Raw genomic sequence first — 22,433 nt, forward strand, 5'->3', positions numbered from 1 at the left:
GATAGATGTGTGCCTATTATACTCCTACTCTTAAAGATTGCAAGGCACGAAAACCGATGAGTCTTCTCCATGAGAGCGTTGATTCATGAATGACGGGATTCGGAAAAAATTCAAAAAAGCGTTGAATCGCCATTTGCGCTTCCAATCGTGCTAATTGGGAACCGAGACAAAAGTGAATGCCAGAACCAAACGATAAATGAGGATTCGGATGTCGATCGATTTGAAAACGATGCGGCTCTTTAAATATGTTCGGGTCTCGATTTGCCGCACCTAAGGCAACATAAACTTGGTATCCTCGGCGAACCGTTTCCTCTCCAATTGTCATGTCCTCTGTTGCATAACGCGCCGTAATTTGTGTCGGGCTTTCAAAACGTAAACACTCTTCGATGGCTGATGAAATGAGTTCTGGATTTCTCATTAATTTGTATCGCTCTTCTTCATATTTAATAAGATTAAGGATTGAGTTCGCAATTAAATTAACGGTCGTTTCATGACCAGCAACCATTAATAAAATAAGTTGAGAAATCATTTCGTCTTCTGTCAAATCAGTACTAGCAGCACATTTGCTAATTAAATCATGTTTCGGCTTTCCTTTTCGTTCTTGTAAAAGTTGTTGGAAATAATGGATAAGCTCATTGGCTCGCTCATTTCCTTTGTAAAGCGTCTTTTTAGTCCGTGTTAAATCAATGACAGAAAGTAACTCATTCGTCCAATTTTTTATTTTTTCACGGTCATCGTTTGGAATTCCAAGCATCTCAGCAATAATGAAACTCGGTAATGGATAAGAAAAATCTTGCATAACATCAAATTCTTTTTGATCCTTTACTTGTTCTAATAAACTATCAATCGTTTTTGAAATTAATGGTCGTAAATTCTCAACCATTTGCTGGGCAAATGGCTTTTGAAACAATCGTCTAATTCTTTTATGATTTTCTTCATTTTGATAGAGCATCATATTCTTTTGTACTTGTTTCATATGTTTATATTCATATGTATGCCGAGGAAGTGGTGTTCGAACTTGAAATTGTGGATTTGTTAGTACTAATTTTGCTTCATGATATCCAGTAATGAACCACCCTTTCTCACGGATTGTAGATACCCATTGAATAGGGTTTTCTCTTTGTATTCGTTCATAAAATGGATATGGATTTTCAATAAACTCTTTAGAATAAAAAGGTACATTCACTTCAATCTCTTGCTTTGTCGTCATAAACATCCCTCACCTTTTGTTAACTTCGATAAATACACAGTTAACATATATATTACCATGTTTTTCTTTATTCGTTTAGGGTGACGAGCATTTTCTTTGCTGAAAGTTTTGAGGAATGCTAAAATTTGAAAAATAAACGTCAAAAAAGAGGTGTTACGATGACAAAACAATTAGAGAAGGCAACCTTTGCAGGTGGTTGTTTTTGGTGTATGGTAAAGCCGTTTGACCAATGGGATGGAATACATAAGGTCGTATCAGGATACACAGGTGGGCATATTGAAAATCCTACATATGAACAAGTGAAATCTGGAAAGTCAGGACATTATGAAGCGGTTCAAATTACGTTTGATCCAGACATATTCCCATATGAAAATATTTTAGAAATCTATTGGCAGCAAATTGACCCAACAGATGTAGGCGGACAATTCCAAGACCGTGGTGAACAATACCGCACCGCCATTTTTTATCATAATGACCAGCAAAAAGAAAAAGCTGTGCAATCAAAAGAGAAGCTCGAAAATAGCGGGAAATTTACGAAACCAATTGTCACAAAAATTTTACCAGCAGCCCCCTTCTACCTTGCTGAAGATTATCACCAAGATTTTCATAAGAAAAACCCTGATAAATATAAACAAGAGCGGATTGAATCCGGCCGGGATGAATATATTCGGAAGCATTGGGAATAAAGAAAAAAGAAGTAGTTTTCGTTATTGAAACTACTTCTTTTAATCCGATACTTATTTGAACTTACTCTCCTGTAAAATGTTCATAATGAAGAGGTCTTTCCGCTGGGCCTTCGACGACTTGTCCTTTGTAGGAAAAGCGTGAACCGTGACAAGGGCAATCCCACGTACGGTCACCAGAGTTCCATGCTAGTTCACATCCTAGATGAGTACATGTTGTATCGACAATGTGAATCTCTCCTTTTGGACATTTATAGGCCCCTTTTCGTTCTCCGCCTAATTGAACAACCGCTCCTTCATCTTTTTGTAAATCAGAAGTTTTCTTTGTTGGTAAAGACATTTTCCCTGTCACAAAATACTTAGCTACATCGAAATTTTGAATAAAGAGTTGTTTGAAATCTGGGTCTGAATGGAACCTTGTTGGTGTGACGACTTCAGCATAAGGATTTTCTTTTTGTAAAATAAGATCTTTTATTAGATGAGCAGCGGCTGTTCCGTTTGTCATCCCCCATTTATGGAACCCGGTAGCAACATAAATGTTTTTTAAGTTTTTCGTTGCCCGCCCAATGTAAGGGAGTTTATCTGTTGTGATTAAATCTTGCGTTGACCATCTTGTCACATAGTTTTCTATTTGAAACGTTTTTTCAGCAAATGCTTCAAGGTTATGATAATGCTGCATCGTATCGATACCTTGACCTGTCTTATGGTTTTCACCTGTAATTAACACAACTTCCTCGCCATTATAAGTAGTTTTCCTGAGCGAACGTTTCGGTTCTTCGGCACTAATATACATCCCACCTGGATACGGCTCTTTCATTTTCGCTGCAACGACATAAGCTCGTTCTGCATACATTCGTGCAAAATATAACCCTTTCCAATACATCGGAAAATGCGATGCAATGACAACATGGTCAGATACAATTGTTTGATTGTCTTTCGTTTTGACTTTTACCTTCTGGCCCTCTTCGATGTTTACTGCCACTGTATTTTCGTTAATATGCGCTCCGCTTTGTCTTAATTCGTGAATCATCGCAAGCAAATACTTTAATGGATGAAATTGTCCTTGATTTCGTATGACAAGTGCACCGAGATGATCGATTTGTAGAGGCATCGTTGTTAAGAATCCCCCGTTGATTTGCAGCTTCTCATAAGCCTTTAATTCTTTTTTTAAAGCATCAAGTTTTGCATGCTCATTTGTGTAGACGAAAGCATCCTCGTTCGTCCACCCGCAATCAACTTGCTTTTCAGAAATCCATTGTTCCATCCACTTCATTGCATGCTCATTTGCTTTTACATATTCTTTCGTTTTTTCTAATCCGACATGTTGAATTAGTTCATCGTAAATTAATCCATGTTGAATCGTTACTTTAGCGGTGGTGTGACTCGTTGTGCCATTTAAAACAGTTCCAGCATCCAGTAAGGCGACATTTAGCCCTTCTTGACTTAATAAATAAGCGGTTGTAACACCTGTAATTCCAGCCCCGATAATTGTAACATCAACATTTACATCCCCATCTAATGTTGGAAAGGTAGGGAGGGTGACATCTTCTTTCCAAATTGGTTCAGGGTATTCTAGTCGATTGTTGTGTCCCATCATATTCCTCCTTGTATCTATATTCCATAATTTGTATAATTTGGGGTAAGAATATGTACAGTACATCAAAAAATATCGAAAAAGGAAAAGAAGGCTAGACAATCTAACCTTCTTTTGAAGTGTGAAGACGTATTGGGGTCTTGTAGGATAAGATCATAACTATTTCGAGAAGAAGCCTCTGAATGCGAAGGCAACGTTTTGAGGTCTTTCAGCTAAGCGGCGCATGAAATAACCGAACCAATCATCACCGAACGGTATATAAACCCGAACTTTGTATCCTTCTTTCACAAGGTTTTGCTGCATGTCTGTTCTGAATCCATAAAGCATTTGAAATTCAAATTGAGAAGTTGGGATGTTTTGTTCTTTGACAAACTTTTTCACTTCTGCAATGATATTATGATCATGTGATGCAATAGCGGTATAGCTACCACTTAGTAAATGTTCTTTAATGATTCTCATGTAGTTTTCGTCTACATCTTTTTTATCTTGGTAAGCGACTTCAGGTGATTCTTTATAGGCACCTTTTACAAGACGTAACGAAACACCTTTTAAATCTTTCACATCATCATGTGAACGGAATAAATACGCTTGAATAACCGTTCCAACATTGTCATATGTTTGACGTAATTCGTTTAAGATATCTAACGTTACTTGGCAGTGAGAATAATCTTCCATATCAATCCGAACGAAAATGTCGTGCATTTTCGCTGTATCTAATATCTTTCTCATATTGTTTAAACAATATTGTTTATCAATATCTAGTCCAAGTTGTGTCATTTTTACAGATAATCCGCTTTTTACACCAGATTTTGCAATCGCTTCCAATGTTCTGACACAATAATCTGTTGCTTCATCTGCTTCTTCACGGCTGTAAACGAATTCACCTAAATGGTCCAGTGTCGCAACAAGTCCTTTTTGATTTAATTTTTTCACAGCTTCAATGGCTGATTCAATCGTTTCCCCTGCTACTACTTGAGAAGCGCCAAATTTTAAGCCCCATTTTCGTGCAGCTTTGTTTAACATTTTGCTTTGAGATAAAGACATAAAAAAGTTTTTGGAAATTGCTTCTAACATGTAAAACCCCCCGATGTTTTTCCAATTTTTATAAAGGGGCAACAATTCGTTGCCCCATCCTTTTGATTAAAGCATTTCTGAAGTTGTTTTCGCTTGCATATGAAGTAATAAGTAGTCAGGGCCACCAGCTTTTGAATCCGTACCAGACATATTGAAGCCACCGAATGGTTGGTAACCAACAATCGCACCTGTACAACCGCGGTTGAAGTAAAGGTTTCCAACATGGAAGTCTTCACGTGCTTTTTCAATATGCTCACGGTTGTTAGAAATGACGGCACCTGTTAAACCATAGTCTGTGTTGTTCGCAATTTCGATTGCTTCATCGAAGTCTTTTGCTTTTGAGAACGCTACGACTGGCCCGAAAATTTCTTCTTGCATAATCCGTGCGTTTGGATCTAAATCTGCAAAAACGGTTGGTTTGATGAAGAAGCCTTTTGAATTATCGCCTTCTCCCCCGATCATTAACTTACCTTCTTGTTTACCAATTTCAACGTATTCCATAATTTTGTTAAATGCATTTTGGTCAATAACTGGACCCATGAATGTATCTTGAGAAGTTGGATCACCAACTGTTAGTTCTTTTGTTAGTTCAACAACGCGATCTAATACTTGATCATACACATCTTCTAATACGACAGCGCGTGAACATGCAGAACATTTTTGACCAGAGAACCCGAAAGCAGATGCGACAATCGATTGTGCTGCTAATTCAAGATCCGCTTCTTTATCAACAACGATTGTATCTTTACCACCCATTTCAGCAATTACACGTTTTAACCATTTTTGGCCTTCATGTACTTTCGCTGCACGCTCGTAAATACGTACGCCCACTTCACGAGAACCAGTAAAGGAGATAAAGCGAGTACGTGGATGATCGACTAAATAATCTCCAACTTCCGCTCCGCTTCCAGGAATATAGTTAACAACACCTTTTGGAAGTCCTGCTTCTTCAAGTACTTCAACGAATTTTGCTGCTACAACAGGAGTTACAGAAGCTGGTTTTAATAATACTGTATTCCCTGTAACGACTGCTGCTACTGCTGTACCTGCCATGATTGCAAACGCAAAGTTCCATGGTGGAATCACAACACCTACACCTAAAGGAATGTATCCATATCGGTTATACTCACCAGGACGGCTGTTTACTTTTACGCCATCTTTAATTTCTAACATTTGACGTGCGTAATATTCCATAAAGTCGATTGCTTCTGCTGTATCTGCATCTGCTTCCTTCCATGGTTTTCCTGCTTCTTTTACGAGTAAAGCAGAGAATTCATGCTTGCGACGACGAACAATGGCAGCTGCACGGAATAAAATGTCTGCGCGCACTTCAGGCTTTACTTTACTCCATGTTTTAAATGTTTCATCTGCTACTTGCATCGCTTTTTCAGCAAGTTCTTTATTTGCTTTCGATACGCGACCAACGATTTCTTCTTTGTTTGCAGGGTTTACAGACACGATTTTTTCGTCTGTTGTAATACGTTCGCCACCAATGACAAGTGGATAATCTTGTCCTAAGTATGATTCAACGGTTTTTAATCCTTCTTCAAAGGCTTTTTTGTTTTCTTCAATTGAAAAATCAGTAAATGGTTCATGTTTGTATGGAATCATCAAAATCCCTCCTATAAAGTACGAGTTAATTTCCTCACTTTCTTAATATGCAATATTTGTGCCAAAAATAAAAAGCAGAAATATGGAGAGTTTTCCGGAAAATATGTATAATGAAAATATACAAAAGTGTAAATAAAAGTTTACATTTTTACAAATATGTAAATAAAATTGTAAAGGTGATGACCGTGTTAAATGATAATATTTCCTTGAAAGCACTATCTTATCCGTGGAATGACTCCCTTCAAATGGACGAAATGATCGTTGTTCCAAGACAAACAACTCTTGCGGATCTTGATCAACTAGTAGATGGAAAAGATTTTGCTCTAATAGATGAAAACAATATGATTGTTGGATGGGTACCTTATGAAAGATTAGCGGATGCACTATTTCATCATTGGAAAATGTTATCTTCCTTTTATGAAACGTTATTAAAAGCCGTCGATGATGCCATAACGATTGTTGATGCAAATGGAACGATTATTTCGTGGAATCCAAAAGCTGAAGAGCTTTATGAATGCAGCCGTGAAAACAGTATCGGAAAGCATATTACCAAATTATTCAAAGAAGAATCGGTCGTCTTAATGTCTACATTAAAAGAAGGAAAAACAGTTGTTCGAAAGTACAATCAACCTCAATCAGATGTCCACGTATTGATTAATACACAACCGGTTTATTTAAAAGATGAAATGGTTGGAGGGATTTCAGTTGAGCGCAATATTAGTGATATCGTCAAATTAAACGAAGAATTATCATCGACAACAGCCTATATTCAGCATTTAGAAAGTCAAATGGATACAGAAGATGACCAGCTTGATCCGTTTCGAAAAATTAAAGGAAGAAGCCCTGCCCTAATGAGCGCCATCCAATTAGCGAAAAAAGTGGCAATGACAGATGCCTCTGTATTAATAACAGGAGAAAGTGGTGTTGGGAAGGAATTATTTTCACAAGCTATCCATCAAGCAAGTGAACGAAAAGAAGCACCTTTTATTGCGATCAATTGCGGAGCCATTCCTGCCGCCTTGTTTGAAAGCGAATTATTTGGCTATGAAAAAGGTGCATTTACCGGCGCTGTAAAAGAAGGAAAAAAAGGAAAAATCGATGCGGCAAAAGGAGGGACATTATTTTTAGATGAGATTGGCGAAATGCCACTTGATTTACAAGTAAAGCTGTTACGCGTTCTTCAAGAAAAACAATTTTATCGAATTGGCGGGACAAAACCAATACCAGTTGATGTGCGAATTATCGCCGCGACCAACCGTGATTTAGAAAAAATGGTTTCAGAAGGAACGTTTCGCCAAGACCTTTATTACCGATTAAATGTCGTTTCAATCCATATTCCTCCATTGAGAGAGCGAATGGAAGACATTCCAGAGCTTGTACAATTATATTTAAATGAATTTTCGATAAAATATAAAAAACCAATCCCGACAATTGACCCTGAAGTCATGTATCGATTTATGGAAGATCCATGGAAAGGAAACATTCGCCAATTAAGAAATACAATTGAACGGATTATGATTTTAGCTGATGAAGAAACGATTACTCCTAGTCACCTTCCTCAATCCTTTCAACAGCAAGCGAATAAAGAAGTTCAACCACCGAAAAAAGAGGAACAATTTATGGTATCACATCCGTCAGAAAAGGAAAAAATTCAGTATGTCCTGCAAAAAACATATGGAAACAAATCTGCTGCTGCCAAGCTCTTGGGGGTGTCTAGGGTGACGTTATATAATAAAATGAAGAAATATGGAATTACTGAATGAAGTCCGGGAGTTTCCCGGGTTTTTTATACATGAATAGCTTTTGGAAAAGGTATGTTACTACTCTTTTGATCGTTTAGAGGTATTAGTACGATGGGATTTTTTGAAGTGATTTTGTTTTCTTGAAGATTCAATTACATGACCATCCAAAATAAAGCGAATAATATTTTTTCTTTGATTACAAAAACAGACAATTTTCATTGGAGGAAGATTCTTTCTTATTATGTAATCCTTTAAGTCAAAACAACGAGAAAGGATTCAACTAGAGTAAAGACATATACACAGTGTTCGTTGGATCATTTAAATATGTTATTTTATGAAAACAAAGAGAGTTATGATAATTTCGGCCATGGTAATCGCTTTTTCGCTTCCAATTTAGCTATTAATATTGAAAGCCAGTATCATAATAATCTCTAAATTGTCTACTTTTATACACATATTTTCTATCTTTAATCTCGTAGATTTTACCATTTTTCATAGGTTTATGTGCCAGTCATCATGATTACACTACAATTTTCGCATCGCAGCAATCGCTCAATTCCCAATCATTCGCTTTCGATCCGAAACCTGCCTTTTACTATCTATTCAAAAACAATATAAAAATCTCCTTCCAACATGAATTGGAAGGAGATTTTCAACTAAATCTTCATTATTCCACCAGTGCTAGCAGATGTAACAAGTTTTGAGTAGCGAGCGAGATAGCCCGTTTTTACTTTTGGCTCGAAGCCTTTCCAAGTTGCTTTACGCTTTTCCCATTCTGCTTCATCAACGTGAACGTCCATCGTGCGTTTTTCAATGTCAATCACGATATGATCCCCGTTTTGAACAAAGGCTAGCGGTCCTCCTTCTGCTGCTTCTGGGGATGCGTGACCGATCGATAATCCACGGGATGCTCCAGAAAAACGGCCGTCTGTGATAAGAGCAACTTTTGGTCCAAGCCCCATGCCGACGATTTGGGAAGTTGGTGCAAGCATTTCCGGCATTCCAGGTCCGCCTTTTGGACCTTCATAGCGAATAATGACGACATGACCTTCTTTTACTTCACCGCTAGCAATCCCTTTTACTGCTTCATCTTGGGATTCATAAACGATGGCAGGTCCTTCATGGCGGGTAATGCCATTTTGGACACCGCCTGTTTTAATGATCGCCCCGTCTGGTGCAAGGTTTCCAAAAAGGACGGCAAGTCCGCCTTTTTCAGAGAAAGGCTTGTCAATGGGATGAATAACATTGTAGTCTTTCACGTCATGGCCAGCAATATTTTCTCCAAGAGTTTTACCCGTTACCGTTAGCACATCTAAATGAAGAGTACCTTCTTTTTTCGTTAATTCATTAAGGACGGCTGAAACGCCTCCTGCTTCATGTAAATCTTCTATAAAGACATCAGAAGCTGGTGCTAGCTTCGATAAGTGTGGTACACGATTTGCTACTTCATTAATCCGCTCAAGTGGATAATCAATCCCCGCTTCATTGGCGATGGCGAGCGTATGAAGTACTGTGTTCGTTGATCCACCAAGCGCCATGTCTAATGCAAACGCATTGTCGATAGCTTTTTCAGTTACAATATCACGTGGCTTAATGTCTTTTTCAATTAAGCCCATTAATTTTTTTGCGGATTTTTTCACAAATTCCTTTCGTTCAGGTGCAATGGCTAAAATGGTTCCATTCCCAGGAAGTGCTAAACCAAGTGCTTCTGCTAAGCAATTCATCGAGTTTGCGGTAAACATTCCGGAACAAGATCCACACGTCGGGCAGCCAAATTGTTCTAATTCTTGTAATCCTTTTTCATCAATTTTTCCGGATTGGAAAGCACCTACTCCTTCAAATACCGATGATAAAGAAATTTTACGTCCATCACTCGTTTTTCCAGCAGCCATAGGTCCGCCACTAACAAATACTGTCGGGATATTAATGCGCATCGCAGCCATCATCATACCCGGCGTAATTTTATCACAGTTTGGGATACAAACCATCCCATCGAACCAATGGGCGGATACGACGGTTTCAACGGAATCTGCAATAATTTCTCGACTCGGTAAGGAATAACGCATTCCGATATGTCCCATAGCAATGCCATCATCTACTCCAATGGTATTGAATTCAAATGGAACACCACCAGCTTCACGAATCGCTTCCTTCACAATTTTTCCGAATTCTTGTAAATGAACATGACCTGGAATAATGTCAACATAGGAGTTGACAACAGCGATAAACGGTTTGTCGAAATCTTCCTCTTTTACACCCGTTGCCCGTAAAAGACTTCGATGAGGTGCACGGTCAAATCCTTTCTTAATCATATTGCTTCGCAGTTCGGCCACAATAAACCCTCCAATGCTTTTGATAATTCAAATATTCAGCAAATTTAATATTTTTATATTATACTATCATTTTCGTTAATTCACAAAACAATTTTCGTCGGAATTTATAAATTTTTCTATTTTAATAAAATAATTGCTTCATAGAAAAGAAAATAACTGGCACTCGCACCAGTTATTTTTGAAAAAATTGATTAGGAAGTCCTTGTTTCATATGATAGTAATGATCTGTTTTCCTATTACACCTATTCCTTATGAGGTTACATTAATGAACCTTTTTTGTTTGATTGTGCCAATGTTGATCCCGTAAGTGACGTTTTAATATTTTTCCCGCCCCGCTTTTTGGAAGCTCGTTTGTGAATTCGATGATTTTCGGGACTTTAAAGTCCGCTAATTTTTCCTTTGTAAACGCTTTTAACTCTTGTTCTGAAAGGGTCATTCCTTCCTTTAAGACAATGACGGCCGTCACGACTTCTCCCCACTTTTCATTCGGCGTTCCAATTACAGCACATTCTAAAATAGATGGATGTTCGTATAGGACGTTTTCTACTTCAGTGGAGTATACATTTTCTCCACCTGTTATAATCATATCTTTCGCTCGATCTACGATATAATAATAGTCATCATCATCTTTATAACCTAGATCACCTGTATAATACCAGCCATTACGTAAGGCATGAGCGGTCTCTTCTTTTAAATTCCAGTATCCTTTCATAATATTTGGTGCCTTTGCAACGATTTCTCCAACTTGCCCATTTGGTGCTTCCTCACCATTCGGATCAACGACCTTCATTTCAACCCCTTGAACCGGCTGTCCACAAGACATTAACCGTTTTAGTTGTTGATCAGACCCTTCTACAACGTGGTCCTCCCCTCTTAAAACCGTTAAAATTGGTGCGGCTTCTGTCATGCCATATGCTTGCATAAATGTCGCATTAGGAATACATTTCATTGCTTTTTTTAATAATTCAACAGACATCGGAGAGGCACCGTATAAAATTTTTCGAAGGGAATTTACATCATATTGATCAAATTGTGGAGCGTTAATAAACATATTGATCATTGTTGGAACAAGTAGGACAGCCGTGATGTTATTTTTTTGGATAGCTTCAAGTACACGAACAGGTGTAAAAGATCGGACATGTGCATGCGTTCCCCCAACTAACGTAATGGCTAATGTAGAGGCTTGGTCTGCTAAATGGAACATAGGTGCTGCGTGAAGGTATATTTCTTTTTCGTCATATTTTAAATTTAATGCCGCATGATAAGCGTTGTTCACAACGTTTTTATGTGTTAACATGACCCCTTTGGAACGTCCTGTCGTCCCTCCTGTATAAAAAAGGCCGGCGATATCCTCTTCTTCTACTTGCTCAATTGTTAATGTTTCTTCTTTTTCATTGTTGATAACGCTTTCATAAAGAAGAACCGAATGATTATTTAGCTCCTCTTCATCTAGGCTGTTTTCAGCTAAAATAATATGTTGCAATGAAGGTACTTTTTCCTTTAGTTCATTTACCATTGGTAAAAATTCTTTATGGATAAATAACGTCTTCACTTCAGCATCTTTTAAAATAAATGCCACTTCATTTGCGTTTAATCGGACATTCATAGGTACAACGATGGCTCCAAACGATGTTGCTGCGTACATAATTTCTAAATATCGATAGTTATTTAACAACAAAATTCCGACACGGTCACCCTTTTTCACTTGAAGTTTATGTAAAGCTGCCTTTAGCTTGGCTGTTCGAATCATGAATTCCTTATACGTATAAGTTTCATCTCCATCGATGATAGCGATTTTCTCCGGATAAGTACGAGCAGCATACAGTAACCCTTTTGTCATAATCATAAAAATACCCCCTTATTATTTTGATTTTTCAGATATTTATAATTAAAAAAATTAGAACCGGCCTAAGACTTTTACGTATACCAACCGCCATTTACATTAAGAACTTGTCCATTTACATAATTTGATAACGGTGATGCTAAATAGAAAATACTGTGTGCTGCTTCTTCTACGGTACCGGCTCTTTTTTGTGGAATGGATTTTTCAAACATCGTACGAACCTTTTCTGGAATCCCGACTTCAATGCCGTCAATTGATTCACCTTTTTCTTTCGCTTGCGTTAGTCTTGTATCGATCATTCCGAACGCAACGGCGTTACAATTAATTTGATATGGTGCCCATTCTCTCGCAACTGTTTTTGTTAAACCGATCAGTCCAGCTTTTGCAGAAGCATAATTAGCCTGCCCGACATTCCCCATGACCCCTGCAACAGATGAAACATTCACAATTTTCCGGTAATTGTCTATTCCCTTTTCTTTGTCTAATTTTCCAGCATCGCGAAAGTAAGGAGTAGCTTCTCGTATAAGGCGAAACGGGGCGATCAAATGAATATCGAGCATCGCTTGGAACTGTTCGTCACTCATTTTGTGAACCATTCCATCCCACGTATATCCCGCGTTGTTGATTAAAATATCGAGTTGACCAAACGCTTCAATCGTTTTATCAAGAATATATTTCGGAAAATCTTTTGATGTTACATCCCCGACAACGGCAATCGCTTCCCCGCCATTTTCACAAATAGCTTCTACTACCTCGTGTGCTGGTTTTTCATCACGATCTGATACAACGACTTTTGCACCTTGTTCAGCACAGATTTCTGCTACTTTTCTCCCAACCCCTCTACCAGATCCTGTAATAATAGCCACTTGATTTTCTAATAGTTTCATAAACATGACCTCCTATCAAACTTCTTCATTTTTTAACACTTCAAACGCACCTTTTAATTTGATTTCTCCTTCTTCGTTTTTCACAATCACTTCACCTACTAAACGGATTTCTTCATCTTGATGGATTTCATCTTTTATTTCGCCATATACAGTTAGCTTTTCTCCTGGATAAGTCATTTTTGAAAAGCGAACGTGAAATGTGCGTAAATGTTTTCGTGGAAACCAAGTTGAAAGTGCTTCGCCTGCAAATCCCATAACGAGCATTCCATGAGCAATAACATCTTTTAACCCCGCTTTTTTTGCTACTGGGACGACCGTATGAATCGGATTAAAGTCCCCCGAAGCACCGGCATATTTTACTAATTGCGTATGAGTAATAGCCGTTTTTTCAATAGGCTGTAATTTCTTCACGGTGGTTCACCTCCTTTACTACCTTTCAATCACGGTAGATGTCGCGATTAGGACTTTTTTTCCGTGTTGATTAAAATAATCCGTTTGTAATGTAACGAGTTTTAAGTTTCTTTTCGTTTCTACTTTTACAACAGACGTTTTTCCTTGAATAACATCACCAGCATACATACAATCGAGATATTCATATGTTTGCTCACCATGGAGAACTTTTAATGGGTTTAACTCAAGTGCTTTTATTAATGTGTCAAAATCGGCACCTTCCCACATTTCAATACATGTTGCAAATGTAGGGGGAACTGGAATGTCTCGATATCCCTCTTCTTTTGCATTTTTTATATCGTAATAAATGGGGTTAGGATCTCCAATTGCCAACGCAAATTCTTTTATTTTCCCTCGTTCTATTGAAAAAGTGAACGGTTCAAATGTGAAGCCAACTTTTTGATTCAGTGTAGTCATGTTCCCACCTCTATAACCCGATATTTTTAGCAATAATCGTTTTCATGATTTCGTTTGTTCCGGCATAAATAGCAGCTACAGGTGTGTCACGATATCTTCTCGCAATGGCGTATTCTTCCATATATCCATAGCCACCATGTAATTGCATACATTGGGAAGCTATTCGTTTTGCCATGTCTGTTAGCCACCATTTCCCCATTGAAACTTGTGTGACGATTTCCTTTCCTTCCATATGATCCATAATTAAATTATCTAAGAAGGTGCGACCAATTTTAACTTTTGTCGCCATTTCAGCTATTTTAAATTTAGTTGCTTGAAAGTCACTAATTCTTTTCCCAAATGCTTTTCGTTCTTTTACAAAGTCTATTGTACTTTTTAACATTTCTTCAGCGGCTACAACAGCAGATATAGCAACAACCAATCTTTCTTGCTGTAATTTATCCATTAAATAATAAAAACCTTTTCCTTCTTCCCCAATTAAATTGCGGGCTGGAACCTTCGCGTCTTCGAAAATTAATTCGGCAGTGTCTTGGGCATGTAGTCCAACTTTATTTAATTTTTTCCCTCTCTTAAAACCAGGTGTATCTCGTTCAACAGCTACTAAACTAATGCCTTTATGTGGAGGATTTGCGTTTACATCCGTTTTACAAGCAACGATGACAAGATCCGCGTGGATTCCATTCGTAATGAACGTTTTTTCTCCATTTAAAATATAATAGTCGCCTTCTTTTTGAGCCTTCGTTTTAATATTGGCTAAATCAGAACCTGTACCTGGTTCTGTCATCGCGATAGCTGTAATGATTTTTCCATTGATACAATCTGGTAGCCATCTTTTCTTTTGCTCCTCAGACCCAAAAGAATTTAGATAGGGAACGACGATATCATTATGAAGTCCAATTCCAATTAAGCTCGAGCCTACCCGTTCTAGTTCTTCATTTAATATGACAGAATACGCAAAATCGACACCTAATCCACCATATTTTTCCTCTACCCAAGGACATAAAAAACCTTGCTCTCCCAATTTGCTCCAAAAGGAACGTGGAATGATTCGTTCTTCTTCCCACTGATCATAAAAAGGAACAGCCTCTTTTTGCAAAAATTTTCTTAGTGAAGAACGGAAAATGTCATGGTCTTCACTTATATAATTAGATGGCATTACGTTACACTCCTTTATTTGTGAAAAAATTGCGTTTTTTTAGATATTTTTCGTAATGAATCCTTTTGCAAGTTTGATATTATCTTTGAACCATTAATTTAAAAATACAGGACATAATCGTTGTTTCTTTCTGATTTTTCCCAATGAATTTCAGATGAAGAATGCCACGTTTCCCGTCATGAAGTGGGGTCATTTTATGAACGTACACTTCTGCATAAATTTCATCGCCAGGATAAACAGGCCTTTTAAATTCGACTTCGTCTAAGCCGACGCCCGCGATACAATCGTTGCCTAGAATAGTTAAATGAACCCACTCTCGCCATAAAATACTGATAATATGAGCTCCGCCAGCAATAATATCTCCAAAATGGGATTTTTTCGCTCTTTCTTCATCGATATGAAAATATTGTGGATCATATTTTGTTGCAAAATCTAGTATTTCTTCTCTTGATAGTACGGCTGGCTTCGTCACATACATTTGCCCTTCTGAAAATTGATCAAATTTCACTTCGCTCCCTCCTTGCTATTCGTTTTTATTATTGCAAATTTTATGCCAATAATTAAATGTGCTATTAAAAAGAATTTTGAGTAGCCTTTTAATCGAAATGTATTAATGTGAGACATGTTACGGTCAAAAGTGTATGAAATAAAGACAATATAAAGTGAAACTTCATTCAGTGGGGGGGTTCCCCCCACTGAATGTTAGTCCCTACGGGATGACCTAAAGGCCCTTGTGACCTACAGGATGTGGGTTTCACAGACGTTGCCACAGGACGTGGCGCTCTTAGTCTGTGTTCTTTATGTTCGGACCTTTACAGGCGGTTGTCCCCACCTATCTTCTTGGCTTTACTACAGAATCTTGAGGTGGGGGTCTTACTGCCCGTTAAGAGTGGAATAAAAAGAGGACTGTTAGTGTTGAATGCTAACAATCCTCAAATGAAATTTCACATGTTTAATTGGTATGGCTCATGATCTTTTGTAATATCAATACGTGCGGATTATCAATCATCTCCATCAAAGAAGTCACCAATTCCTCCTAATATGCTCCCTTCACCGACTTTTCCACCGCGATTAGGTGCAGCAGCGAAAATTCGGTCCGCTAAACGGCTAAACGGTAATGACTGCACCCAGACGGTACCTGGTCCGCGAACGGTTGCGAAGAAAAGGCCTTCCCCGCCGAAAAAGGCAGTTTTCACTTTTCCGACAAATTCAATGTTGTAGTTGACATCTTTTGTCATGCCCACTAAACATCCTGTATCTATTTTCAATGTTTCACCAGGTGAAAGATCCCGTTTATAAATGGTTCCCCCAGCATGCATGAATGCTAACCCATCACCTTCAAGTTTCTGCATAATGAACCCTTCGCCACCGAAGAAACCCGTCCCGAGCTTCTTTTGAAAATCAACACCGACAGATACTCCTTTCGCTGCACATAAAAAGGCATCTTTTTGACAAATGACTTTTCCGCCAAGTTCACTTAGGTCGACTGGGATAATTTTTCCCGGATAAGGAGCTGCAAACGACACGCGCTTTTTTCCCATTCCTTGATTTGTAAACACGGTCATAAATAGGCTTTCACCTGTAATTAATCGTTTTCCAGCACCGACTAATTTGCCAAAGAATCCTTTCGATTCAGAACCATCGCCAAATACTGTTTCAAAATCGATCCCTTCATCCATCATCATGAGGGCTCCAGCTTCAGCTATTGTGCTTTCTCCTGGATCTAACTCAATTTCAACAAATTGCATATCATCTCCGTATAACTGATATTCAATTTCATGCGCATTCATTATCATCACCTCATCGATTCATCGTTTATGTAGAACTCATATCCATCTTACTATATGTTAAATGGATGCGATAGTATGCTTCATTCGAATTTTTAGATATTTTTAATCAACATAAAAAGAGATGACGACTCATTGTCATCATCTCTTGAATGGCCATAAATTAGGAAATTTTTTGAACGTTAGCAGCTTGAGGTCCACGGTTTCCTTCAACGATTTCGAAAGATACGGATTGACCTTCTTCTAAAGTTTTGAAACCTTCTGTTTGAATAGCAGAGTAATGTACGAATACGTCGTCTCCACCTTCAACTTCGATGAATCCAAAACCTTTTTCTGAGTTAAACCATTTTACTTTACCAGTTTGCATGATATTGCCTCCTAAAACATTAAAAAAATATCCATTATGTATGAAATGATAGTTAGAACAAAACAGTCGTGACATAAAAAGAAGTGTAGGATAAATGTTCGCCTACACTTTCTAAAATGTCACGACTTACATGAATCCTTTAAATATCACGTACATAACGGTTACCATTATAATATCAGAATAAACGAGGAAAGTCAAATAAATTTTGGAATGTTTTCCAAAAAGTTAGTTTACATAATGTTATTATCGTTAAATTAATGAAGAGTAAAACAATGGCTTATTCGTTGGACAGCTTCAGCTAGAAGTTCCTTCCGTTCGACAAGCGCAATTCGAACATATCCTTCCCCATGCGTACCAAATGCACTTCCTGGTGTGACAACAACCCCTGTTTGTTCTAATAAGTCAAAGGTAAATTGAACAGAATTCATAGTTGCTGGAATTTTAGCCCAAACAAACATAGTAGCATCTGGAGTGGCTACATTCCAACCAATTTTTTGTAAACCGTTTACGAGTACATTTCGTCTTTCTTCATAAAGCCGGTTGTTTTCGACTAAGAAATCGTCCCCATGTAAAAGAGCGGTTGTTGCAGCATGTTGAATCGGTTCAAAGACTCCGTAATCTAAATGCGATTTAAGCTTCGAAAATTGCGTGAGGATTGTTTCATTTCCGATAATATAACCAACTCGACATCCCGCCATATTAAAACTTTTTGATAACGAATTACACTCAATACCGACATCTTTAGCATCAGGTATCGAAAGGAAGCTAACGGCCTCTTTTCCTTCAAAAATAAGCTCTGAATAAGCGAAATCGTGGACAACAAGGATTTCGTGTTCTTTTGCAAAATGCACGACTTGTTCATAAAATGATTTAGGCGCAAGAACGGGCACTGGGTTTCCAGGAAAATTTAATACCATCATTTTTGCTTTTTTCGCAACGCTTTCTGGAATCGCTGATAAGTCTGGTAAAAAATGATTTTCCTCTAAGAGAGGCATCGGATAAATCGTTGCACCTGCTATTTTAAAAGCAGCTTCATAAGCTGTGTAGCCGGGATCTGGTAGAAGAACGACATCTCCTTCATTCATAAAAGCTAGTGGTAAATGAACGAGTGCATCTTGTGATCCCATCGTTTGCATCACTTCTGTTGAGGGATCAATGGAAACCCCATATTTCCGCTTATAAAACGAGGCAACAGCCTCATTGAACGAAGGTAGGCCAGTAAGTGTATATTGAAAAGCCGATGGTTTTTCAATCGCTTCTATTAATGCTTTCTTAATAAATGAAGGCGCAGGTTGATCAGGACTCCCAATACTTAAATCGATGACCGTTTCACCTTTTGCGATCTTTTCCTTTTTCCGTTTGGCTAACTCTTGAAAAATAAGTGTTTCAAATCGTTGTAATCTCGTTGATTCTATCAACATCATTCTCCCCCGTTTCTATATCACATTGCGATGAATATTATTTCGATATATTTCAAATTATAGCATCATTAAACAATTTTCTGAATAAAAAAACACAGCAATCATTGCTGTGTAAAAAAATTCGTTTCATCAGGGTGATGTTACGTGTTTAATTCGCTTTCAATTTTGTCAAAATGTTCATACCGAACAGTAAAATACTTAAAGTTGTGACAAGACCACCTGTCGTGATGACAGGTATGAACGCTTCTTCACCGCTACGAATGAAAAATATTAAACCAATCAGCATCACGGGCAAACCTAAATTATGAAGCCAAAAGTGAGCTTTTGCTAATCCTGTATCAGATGTTTCAGGAAAAAAATGATATATAAGGCCTGCTAATGTCAATGCTGTCCACCCCAAAAAACTGATGTGGGCATGAACAGAAGTGAATGAATAATGATGGGTCATCAACATATATAAACCAAGACATCCCCCCATCATAAAATACACAACCGAAATTTTAATCAACTTTATTCCCACGCTTCTCCCCCTTTCCCCCACAAATATATGCAAAATTGGTTTTCGATAGACCAAAATTTTCACTGACATCTGTGGTAAAAAAAATCATTCCTTCATATAGATAAAAAGACTATTTCCTAGGAGTGTGGCAAATGGCACGTGAAATATGGGGAGTGGATTCCGCAGCGAAAGTGACGGAATCGCTATATCAATGTGTTGTCGAAAATTATGGTGCTCCAAAATATTGGGGACGTTATTTATCTACCGTTCCGAACGTATCTGATGGATTAACAGACAAAGAGATTCGTTTTTTGAGGCAAAAAGGGATTAAAATTTTACCGATTTACAATGAAAATAAAGAAGCGGTTGGGTATGATAAGGGAAAAGTGGCTGCACGGAATGCTACCTTTCATGCGAGGAGAATGAAAGTGCCGAAGGGAACGTTTTTATTTGCCAATACCGAAAAATTTTTCACGATTGATGAAGGGTGGATTCGTGGTTGGGTTGATGCGTTATACACAAGTCTGTATCGTCCAGGTATTTATGCTGACCCTAGTACCGATACTTTCAATAACGCTTATTGTACTGCATCTGAAAAAAACGAAAAAGTACCCGATCAACTTGTAATTTGGTCACAAGAACCGACGCCTGGGGCGACGTCAAAAGGCAATGCTCCATCTTATAACCCGAGAGTTCCACCATGTAAAGCAAATGTTTGGGCTTGGCAATACGGTGAAAATGCTGCAAAATGCCCAATTGATACAAATTTATTGGACAGAAGATTGTTTGAACACTTATGGTGATTGTTTTAGATACTTTTACTTGTCTATAAGCAAAGGATACCATATTTCAGATACTTGAAGTTTCAAAAGCTACTCTGTATTTGACCTTGCTCTCAGCCCATGTCTAAAGACGGGCTACATCCTGCATGGGCTTTCCTGTTAGGGAAATCTGTAAAATACAGATCGAAAAATATCAATGGTAAAATTATTTTACACTCAATTCGATTTATTCGCAGTAAAAAAAGCTTGTGATGGAACCGATTCCATACAAGCTTTTTTTACAATTATTTATGCTTAAACATTCCCGGTGTCGCATTTAGACCGTTGGACCTCCTGCTACGTAAAGTACTTGCCCATTTACATAGGAAGACTCTTCTAAACTAAAAAACAGTACAGCATTTGCAATATCCTCTGGTTGACCAAGTCTTCCAGCGGGAATGGACGCAGCCAAATTTTTCGCAAATTCATCAAAAGGTACCCCGATTCGTTTAGCCGTCTGTTTCGTCATGTCTGTTTCAATAAAGCCTGGTGCCACAGCGTTTGCCGTAATGCCAAACTTTCCAAGCTCTATCGCTAATGTTTTCGTAAATCCTTGTAATCCGGCTTTAGCGGTTGCATAATTAACTTGTCCTCGATTTCCAAGAGCTGATGTTGATGAAATCGTAATAATCCGGCCAAATTTATTTTCCACCATATACTTTTGAACAGCGCGTGTACAATAAAAAGCTCCTGTTAAATGGACGTTCATCACAAGATCCCAATCTTCATCTGACATTTTAAATAGTAAATTGTCTCGTAAAATACCGGCATTGTTCACTAAAATATCGATATGACCATATGTTTCAATCGCAGTTTTTACGGCTATTTCTACTTTCTCCTTATCGGAGACATCTGCATGCAAAGGAATGGCTTCTAACCCTTTTTCTAGAAATTCTTTCGAGGTCTCATGAACACTTTGTTCGTCAATATCTAATAAACAAAGTTTAGCACCTTCTTCACCTAACGAAAAGGCAATTCGTTTTCCAAGACCTTTACTAGCCCCTGTAATTAAAGCGACCCTTCCTTGTAATCGGTTCATTTCCTTTACTCCCTTCAAAATATACTTCCACCAATCAAACACGTCATCTACTTCTCCACAAAAAAGGAGATGAGAGTTTAGACAAAGAATGAAATTTCATTCTCTATTAAATTTCTCACCTCCAACATTCCTATAAGGAATATGGGTTAAGTGTAGGAGAAAGATCTCACACTTGATTAATATTCAATTTTCAGTGTAATCTTTCCAAAATTTTTTCCTTCTTCCATGTAATGTAATGCTTCCTTCGCTTCTTCTAATGTGTAACAGCGGTCGATTATTGGATGGAGCTCGTGCTGTTCATAAAAAGATAGCATTTGCTGAAAGTCTCGAGGACTACCCATAGTTGTCCCTCTAATGTCCATATTTTTAAAGAATATTTTTGGCATTACACATTCTGGTACAGGTCCATTTGTCGCGCCAAATGACACAATTCTTCCCCCAGGTGCTGTTACATTAATTAAATCATTAAACCCGGGACCGCCAACACCATCGACAATAAGATCAGCTAGTCCCATTGTTTTCTTTAATTCTTTTGCCCATCGTTCATTTCGATAATTAATCCCACCCTTTGCTCCAAGATTTTTCGCTTGTTCAATTTTTTCCTCACTACTAGACGTAACAAAAACGTTTGCCCCTGCAGCAACAGCCATTTGTAATAAGTACAAGGCGACACCGCTACCGATTCCCGGTATCAAAACCGTTTCACCTTCTTTTAGTTCTCCTCTTGTAAATAAGGCGCGGTATGCCGTAACGCCTGCTAAAGGAAGTGCAGCTGCTTCTTCAAAACGTAAATGTTTTGGTTTTGGAAAAACATTTTCTCCTCTTACGACAACATATTGTGCATACGTTCCATTTGTTGGCATTCCGAGAATTCGAAAATCAGCATTTGCAAATCGATCATTCTCTCCCCAATTTAAGCCTGGATTGATGACGACTTCTTGGCCATTTTGAACGGAAGTGACGCCACTACCAACCTCCACAACAACACCTGCTCCATCTGATCCTAAAATCGATGGAAGATTCATGCTCGGGTATAGCCCATATGTAATAAATAAATCGCGACGGTTTAATGCAGCATACTGAAGTTTAATGACTACTTCACCCGCACTAGGCTTAGGAATAGCCCTATTTTCCATTTTTAGCATCTTAGGTCCACCTGTTTCGTTTAAAACAATTGCTTTCATTTTTCTCATCTCCCTTTATTACTTTTCGTACTCTACAACCATTCTCTATCTTTCAAATAATTCCTGCATAAATAAACATATCAGATTAATAATCATGCTGATGGGGAAACAACCAAGTACTAAATTTATAAATAGCATCCTGTGGATTTGGAACATCAATTTCTAAAAAAATAAGGAGTGCTAACACGAAATTGATCAACGTAAACAAGAAAAAAACGGTGATTTCTTTCCAACGATGTTTTTGGAATAATGGTGGTAGTTCTTTAAAGCTAACAAATGTTAATAACAATACAGCAATCCAAATCATACTAAATC

21 protein-coding genes are annotated in these 22,433 nt (G+C 37.9%); 3 read left to right on the forward strand and 18 right to left on the reverse strand.

Translation table 11 applies throughout. From position 1 onward, the window contains the following. Nucleotides 1-16 precede the first annotated feature (16 nt). Nucleotides 17-1,210 carry a cytochrome P450 gene (locus MLD65_RS13740; protein WP_243292443.1) on the reverse strand — a complete coding sequence of 398 codons (1,194 nt, stop codon included), beginning with the start codon at nt 1,208-1,210 and terminating at the stop codon, nt 17-19. 158 nt (nt 1,211-1,368) lie between these two features. On the opposite strand from MLD65_RS13740, the gene msrA reads away from it, so the two are divergent. Next, nucleotides 1,369-1,896 (forward strand): peptide-methionine (S)-S-oxide reductase MsrA, encoded by a 528-nt coding sequence (msrA, locus tag MLD65_RS13745; RefSeq protein ID WP_243292444.1) that lies wholly within the window; start codon nt 1,369-1,371, stop codon nt 1,894-1,896. Nucleotides 1,897-1,957: 61 nt separating this feature from the next. On the opposite strand, the gene MLD65_RS13750 is transcribed toward msrA, so the two are convergent. From MLD65_RS13750 to pruA, 3 genes are all read right to left on the reverse strand, one after another. Continuing rightward, nucleotides 1,958-3,487 carry an FAD-dependent oxidoreductase gene (locus tag MLD65_RS13750; protein WP_243292487.1) on the reverse strand — a complete coding sequence of 510 codons (1,530 nt, stop codon included), beginning with the start codon at nt 3,485-3,487 and terminating at the stop codon, nt 1,958-1,960. A 159-nt stretch (nt 3,488-3,646) separates the two neighbouring features. Continuing rightward, nucleotides 3,647-4,561: a proline dehydrogenase family protein gene (locus MLD65_RS13755; RefSeq protein ID WP_243292445.1), complete on the reverse strand. Its 915-nt coding sequence runs from the start codon at nt 4,559-4,561 to the stop codon at nt 3,647-3,649. A gap of 66 nt (nt 4,562-4,627) precedes the next feature. Further along, the gene (gene pruA / locus MLD65_RS13760) at nt 4,628-6,175 is read right to left on the reverse strand and encodes an L-glutamate gamma-semialdehyde dehydrogenase (RefSeq protein ID WP_243292446.1); all 1,548 of its coding nucleotides are present in this window, start codon (nt 6,173-6,175) and stop codon (nt 4,628-4,630) included. A gap of 107 nt (nt 6,176-6,282) precedes the next feature. On the opposite strand from pruA, the gene MLD65_RS13765 reads away from it, so the two are divergent. Beyond that, nucleotides 6,283-7,935: a sigma-54 interaction domain-containing protein gene (locus MLD65_RS13765; RefSeq protein ID WP_243292447.1), complete on the forward strand. Its 1,653-nt coding sequence runs from the start codon at nt 6,283-6,285 to the stop codon at nt 7,933-7,935. A gap of 635 nt (nt 7,936-8,570) precedes the next feature. On the opposite strand, the gene ilvD is transcribed toward MLD65_RS13765, so the two are convergent. From ilvD to MLD65_RS13820, 11 genes are all read right to left on the reverse strand, one after another. Further along, nucleotides 8,571-10,247, reverse strand: coding sequence for a dihydroxy-acid dehydratase (ilvD, locus tag MLD65_RS13770; RefSeq protein ID WP_243292448.1), 1,677 nt, complete (start codon nt 10,245-10,247; stop codon nt 8,571-8,573). Nucleotides 10,248-10,509: 262 nt separating this feature from the next. After that, nucleotides 10,510-12,093: a long-chain-fatty-acid--CoA ligase gene (locus tag MLD65_RS13775; protein WP_243292449.1), complete on the reverse strand. Its 1,584-nt coding sequence runs from the start codon at nt 12,091-12,093 to the stop codon at nt 10,510-10,512. A 71-nt stretch (nt 12,094-12,164) separates the two neighbouring features. Next, entirely contained in the window at nt 12,165-12,977 is an 813-nt protein-coding gene (locus tag MLD65_RS13780; protein ID WP_243292450.1) for an SDR family NAD(P)-dependent oxidoreductase, read from the reverse strand. A 15-nt stretch (nt 12,978-12,992) separates the two neighbouring features. After that, nucleotides 12,993-13,388: a MaoC/PaaZ C-terminal domain-containing protein gene (locus MLD65_RS13785; RefSeq protein ID WP_347709305.1), complete on the reverse strand. Its 396-nt coding sequence runs from the start codon at nt 13,386-13,388 to the stop codon at nt 12,993-12,995. A gap of 18 nt (nt 13,389-13,406) precedes the next feature. After that, complete coding sequence (locus tag MLD65_RS13790) at nt 13,407-13,844, reverse strand: MaoC family dehydratase N-terminal domain-containing protein (RefSeq protein WP_243292451.1); 438 nt, start codon at nt 13,842-13,844, stop codon at nt 13,407-13,409. Nucleotides 13,845-13,854: 10 nt separating this feature from the next. After that, entirely contained in the window at nt 13,855-15,000 is a 1,146-nt protein-coding gene (locus MLD65_RS13795) for an acyl-CoA dehydrogenase family protein (protein WP_243292452.1), read from the reverse strand. Between the two features lie 79 nt (nt 15,001-15,079). Continuing rightward, the gene (locus MLD65_RS13800) at nt 15,080-15,508 is read right to left on the reverse strand and encodes a MaoC/PaaZ C-terminal domain-containing protein (protein WP_243292453.1); all 429 of its coding nucleotides are present in this window, start codon (nt 15,506-15,508) and stop codon (nt 15,080-15,082) included. A gap of 493 nt (nt 15,509-16,001) precedes the next feature. Beyond that, nucleotides 16,002-16,790: a TIGR00266 family protein gene (locus MLD65_RS13805; RefSeq protein ID WP_243292454.1), complete on the reverse strand. Its 789-nt coding sequence runs from the start codon at nt 16,788-16,790 to the stop codon at nt 16,002-16,004. Nucleotides 16,791-16,950: 160 nt separating this feature from the next. Further along, nucleotides 16,951-17,154 carry a cold-shock protein CspD gene (gene cspD / locus MLD65_RS13810; RefSeq protein ID WP_243292455.1) on the reverse strand — a complete coding sequence of 68 codons (204 nt, stop codon included), beginning with the start codon at nt 17,152-17,154 and terminating at the stop codon, nt 16,951-16,953. 254 nt (nt 17,155-17,408) lie between these two features. Then, nucleotides 17,409-18,575: an LL-diaminopimelate aminotransferase gene (locus MLD65_RS13815; protein ID WP_243292488.1), complete on the reverse strand. Its 1,167-nt coding sequence runs from the start codon at nt 18,573-18,575 to the stop codon at nt 17,409-17,411. 148 nt (nt 18,576-18,723) lie between these two features. Then, nucleotides 18,724-19,095, reverse strand: a complete 372-nt coding sequence (locus tag MLD65_RS13820; protein ID WP_243292456.1) for a cbb3-type cytochrome c oxidase subunit I — start codon at nt 19,093-19,095, stop codon at nt 18,724-18,726. Between the two features lie 131 nt (nt 19,096-19,226). Here MLD65_RS13820 and MLD65_RS13825 point away from each other — a divergent pair, with 131 nt between their 5' ends. After that, the gene (locus MLD65_RS13825) at nt 19,227-19,877 is read left to right on the forward strand and encodes a glycoside hydrolase domain-containing protein (protein ID WP_243292457.1); all 651 of its coding nucleotides are present in this window, start codon (nt 19,227-19,229) and stop codon (nt 19,875-19,877) included. 295 nt (nt 19,878-20,172) lie between these two features. Here MLD65_RS13825 and fabG read toward each other — a convergent pair whose 3' ends face one another. The 3 genes from fabG to MLD65_RS13840 all read right to left on the reverse strand — a co-directional run bounded on the left by fabG (nt 20,173) and on the right by MLD65_RS13840 (nt 22,425). Then, nucleotides 20,173-20,934, reverse strand: a complete 762-nt coding sequence (gene fabG / locus MLD65_RS13830; protein ID WP_243292458.1) for a 3-oxoacyl-ACP reductase FabG — start codon at nt 20,932-20,934, stop codon at nt 20,173-20,175. Nucleotides 20,935-21,110: 176 nt separating this feature from the next. Beyond that, a complete protein-coding gene (locus MLD65_RS13835) occupies nt 21,111-22,118 on the reverse strand; it encodes a quinone oxidoreductase family protein (RefSeq protein ID WP_243292459.1) in 1,008 nt (335 codons plus the stop codon). An 85-nt stretch (nt 22,119-22,203) separates the two neighbouring features. After that, complete coding sequence (locus MLD65_RS13840; RefSeq protein WP_243292460.1) at nt 22,204-22,425, reverse strand: hypothetical protein; 222 nt, start codon at nt 22,423-22,425, stop codon at nt 22,204-22,206. Nucleotides 22,426-22,433 lie beyond the last annotated feature (8 nt).

The organism is Bacillus sp. FJAT-47783 (assembly GCF_022808615.1).
Classification (GTDB): domain Bacteria; phylum Bacillota; class Bacilli; order Bacillales; family Aeribacillaceae; genus Bacillus_BZ.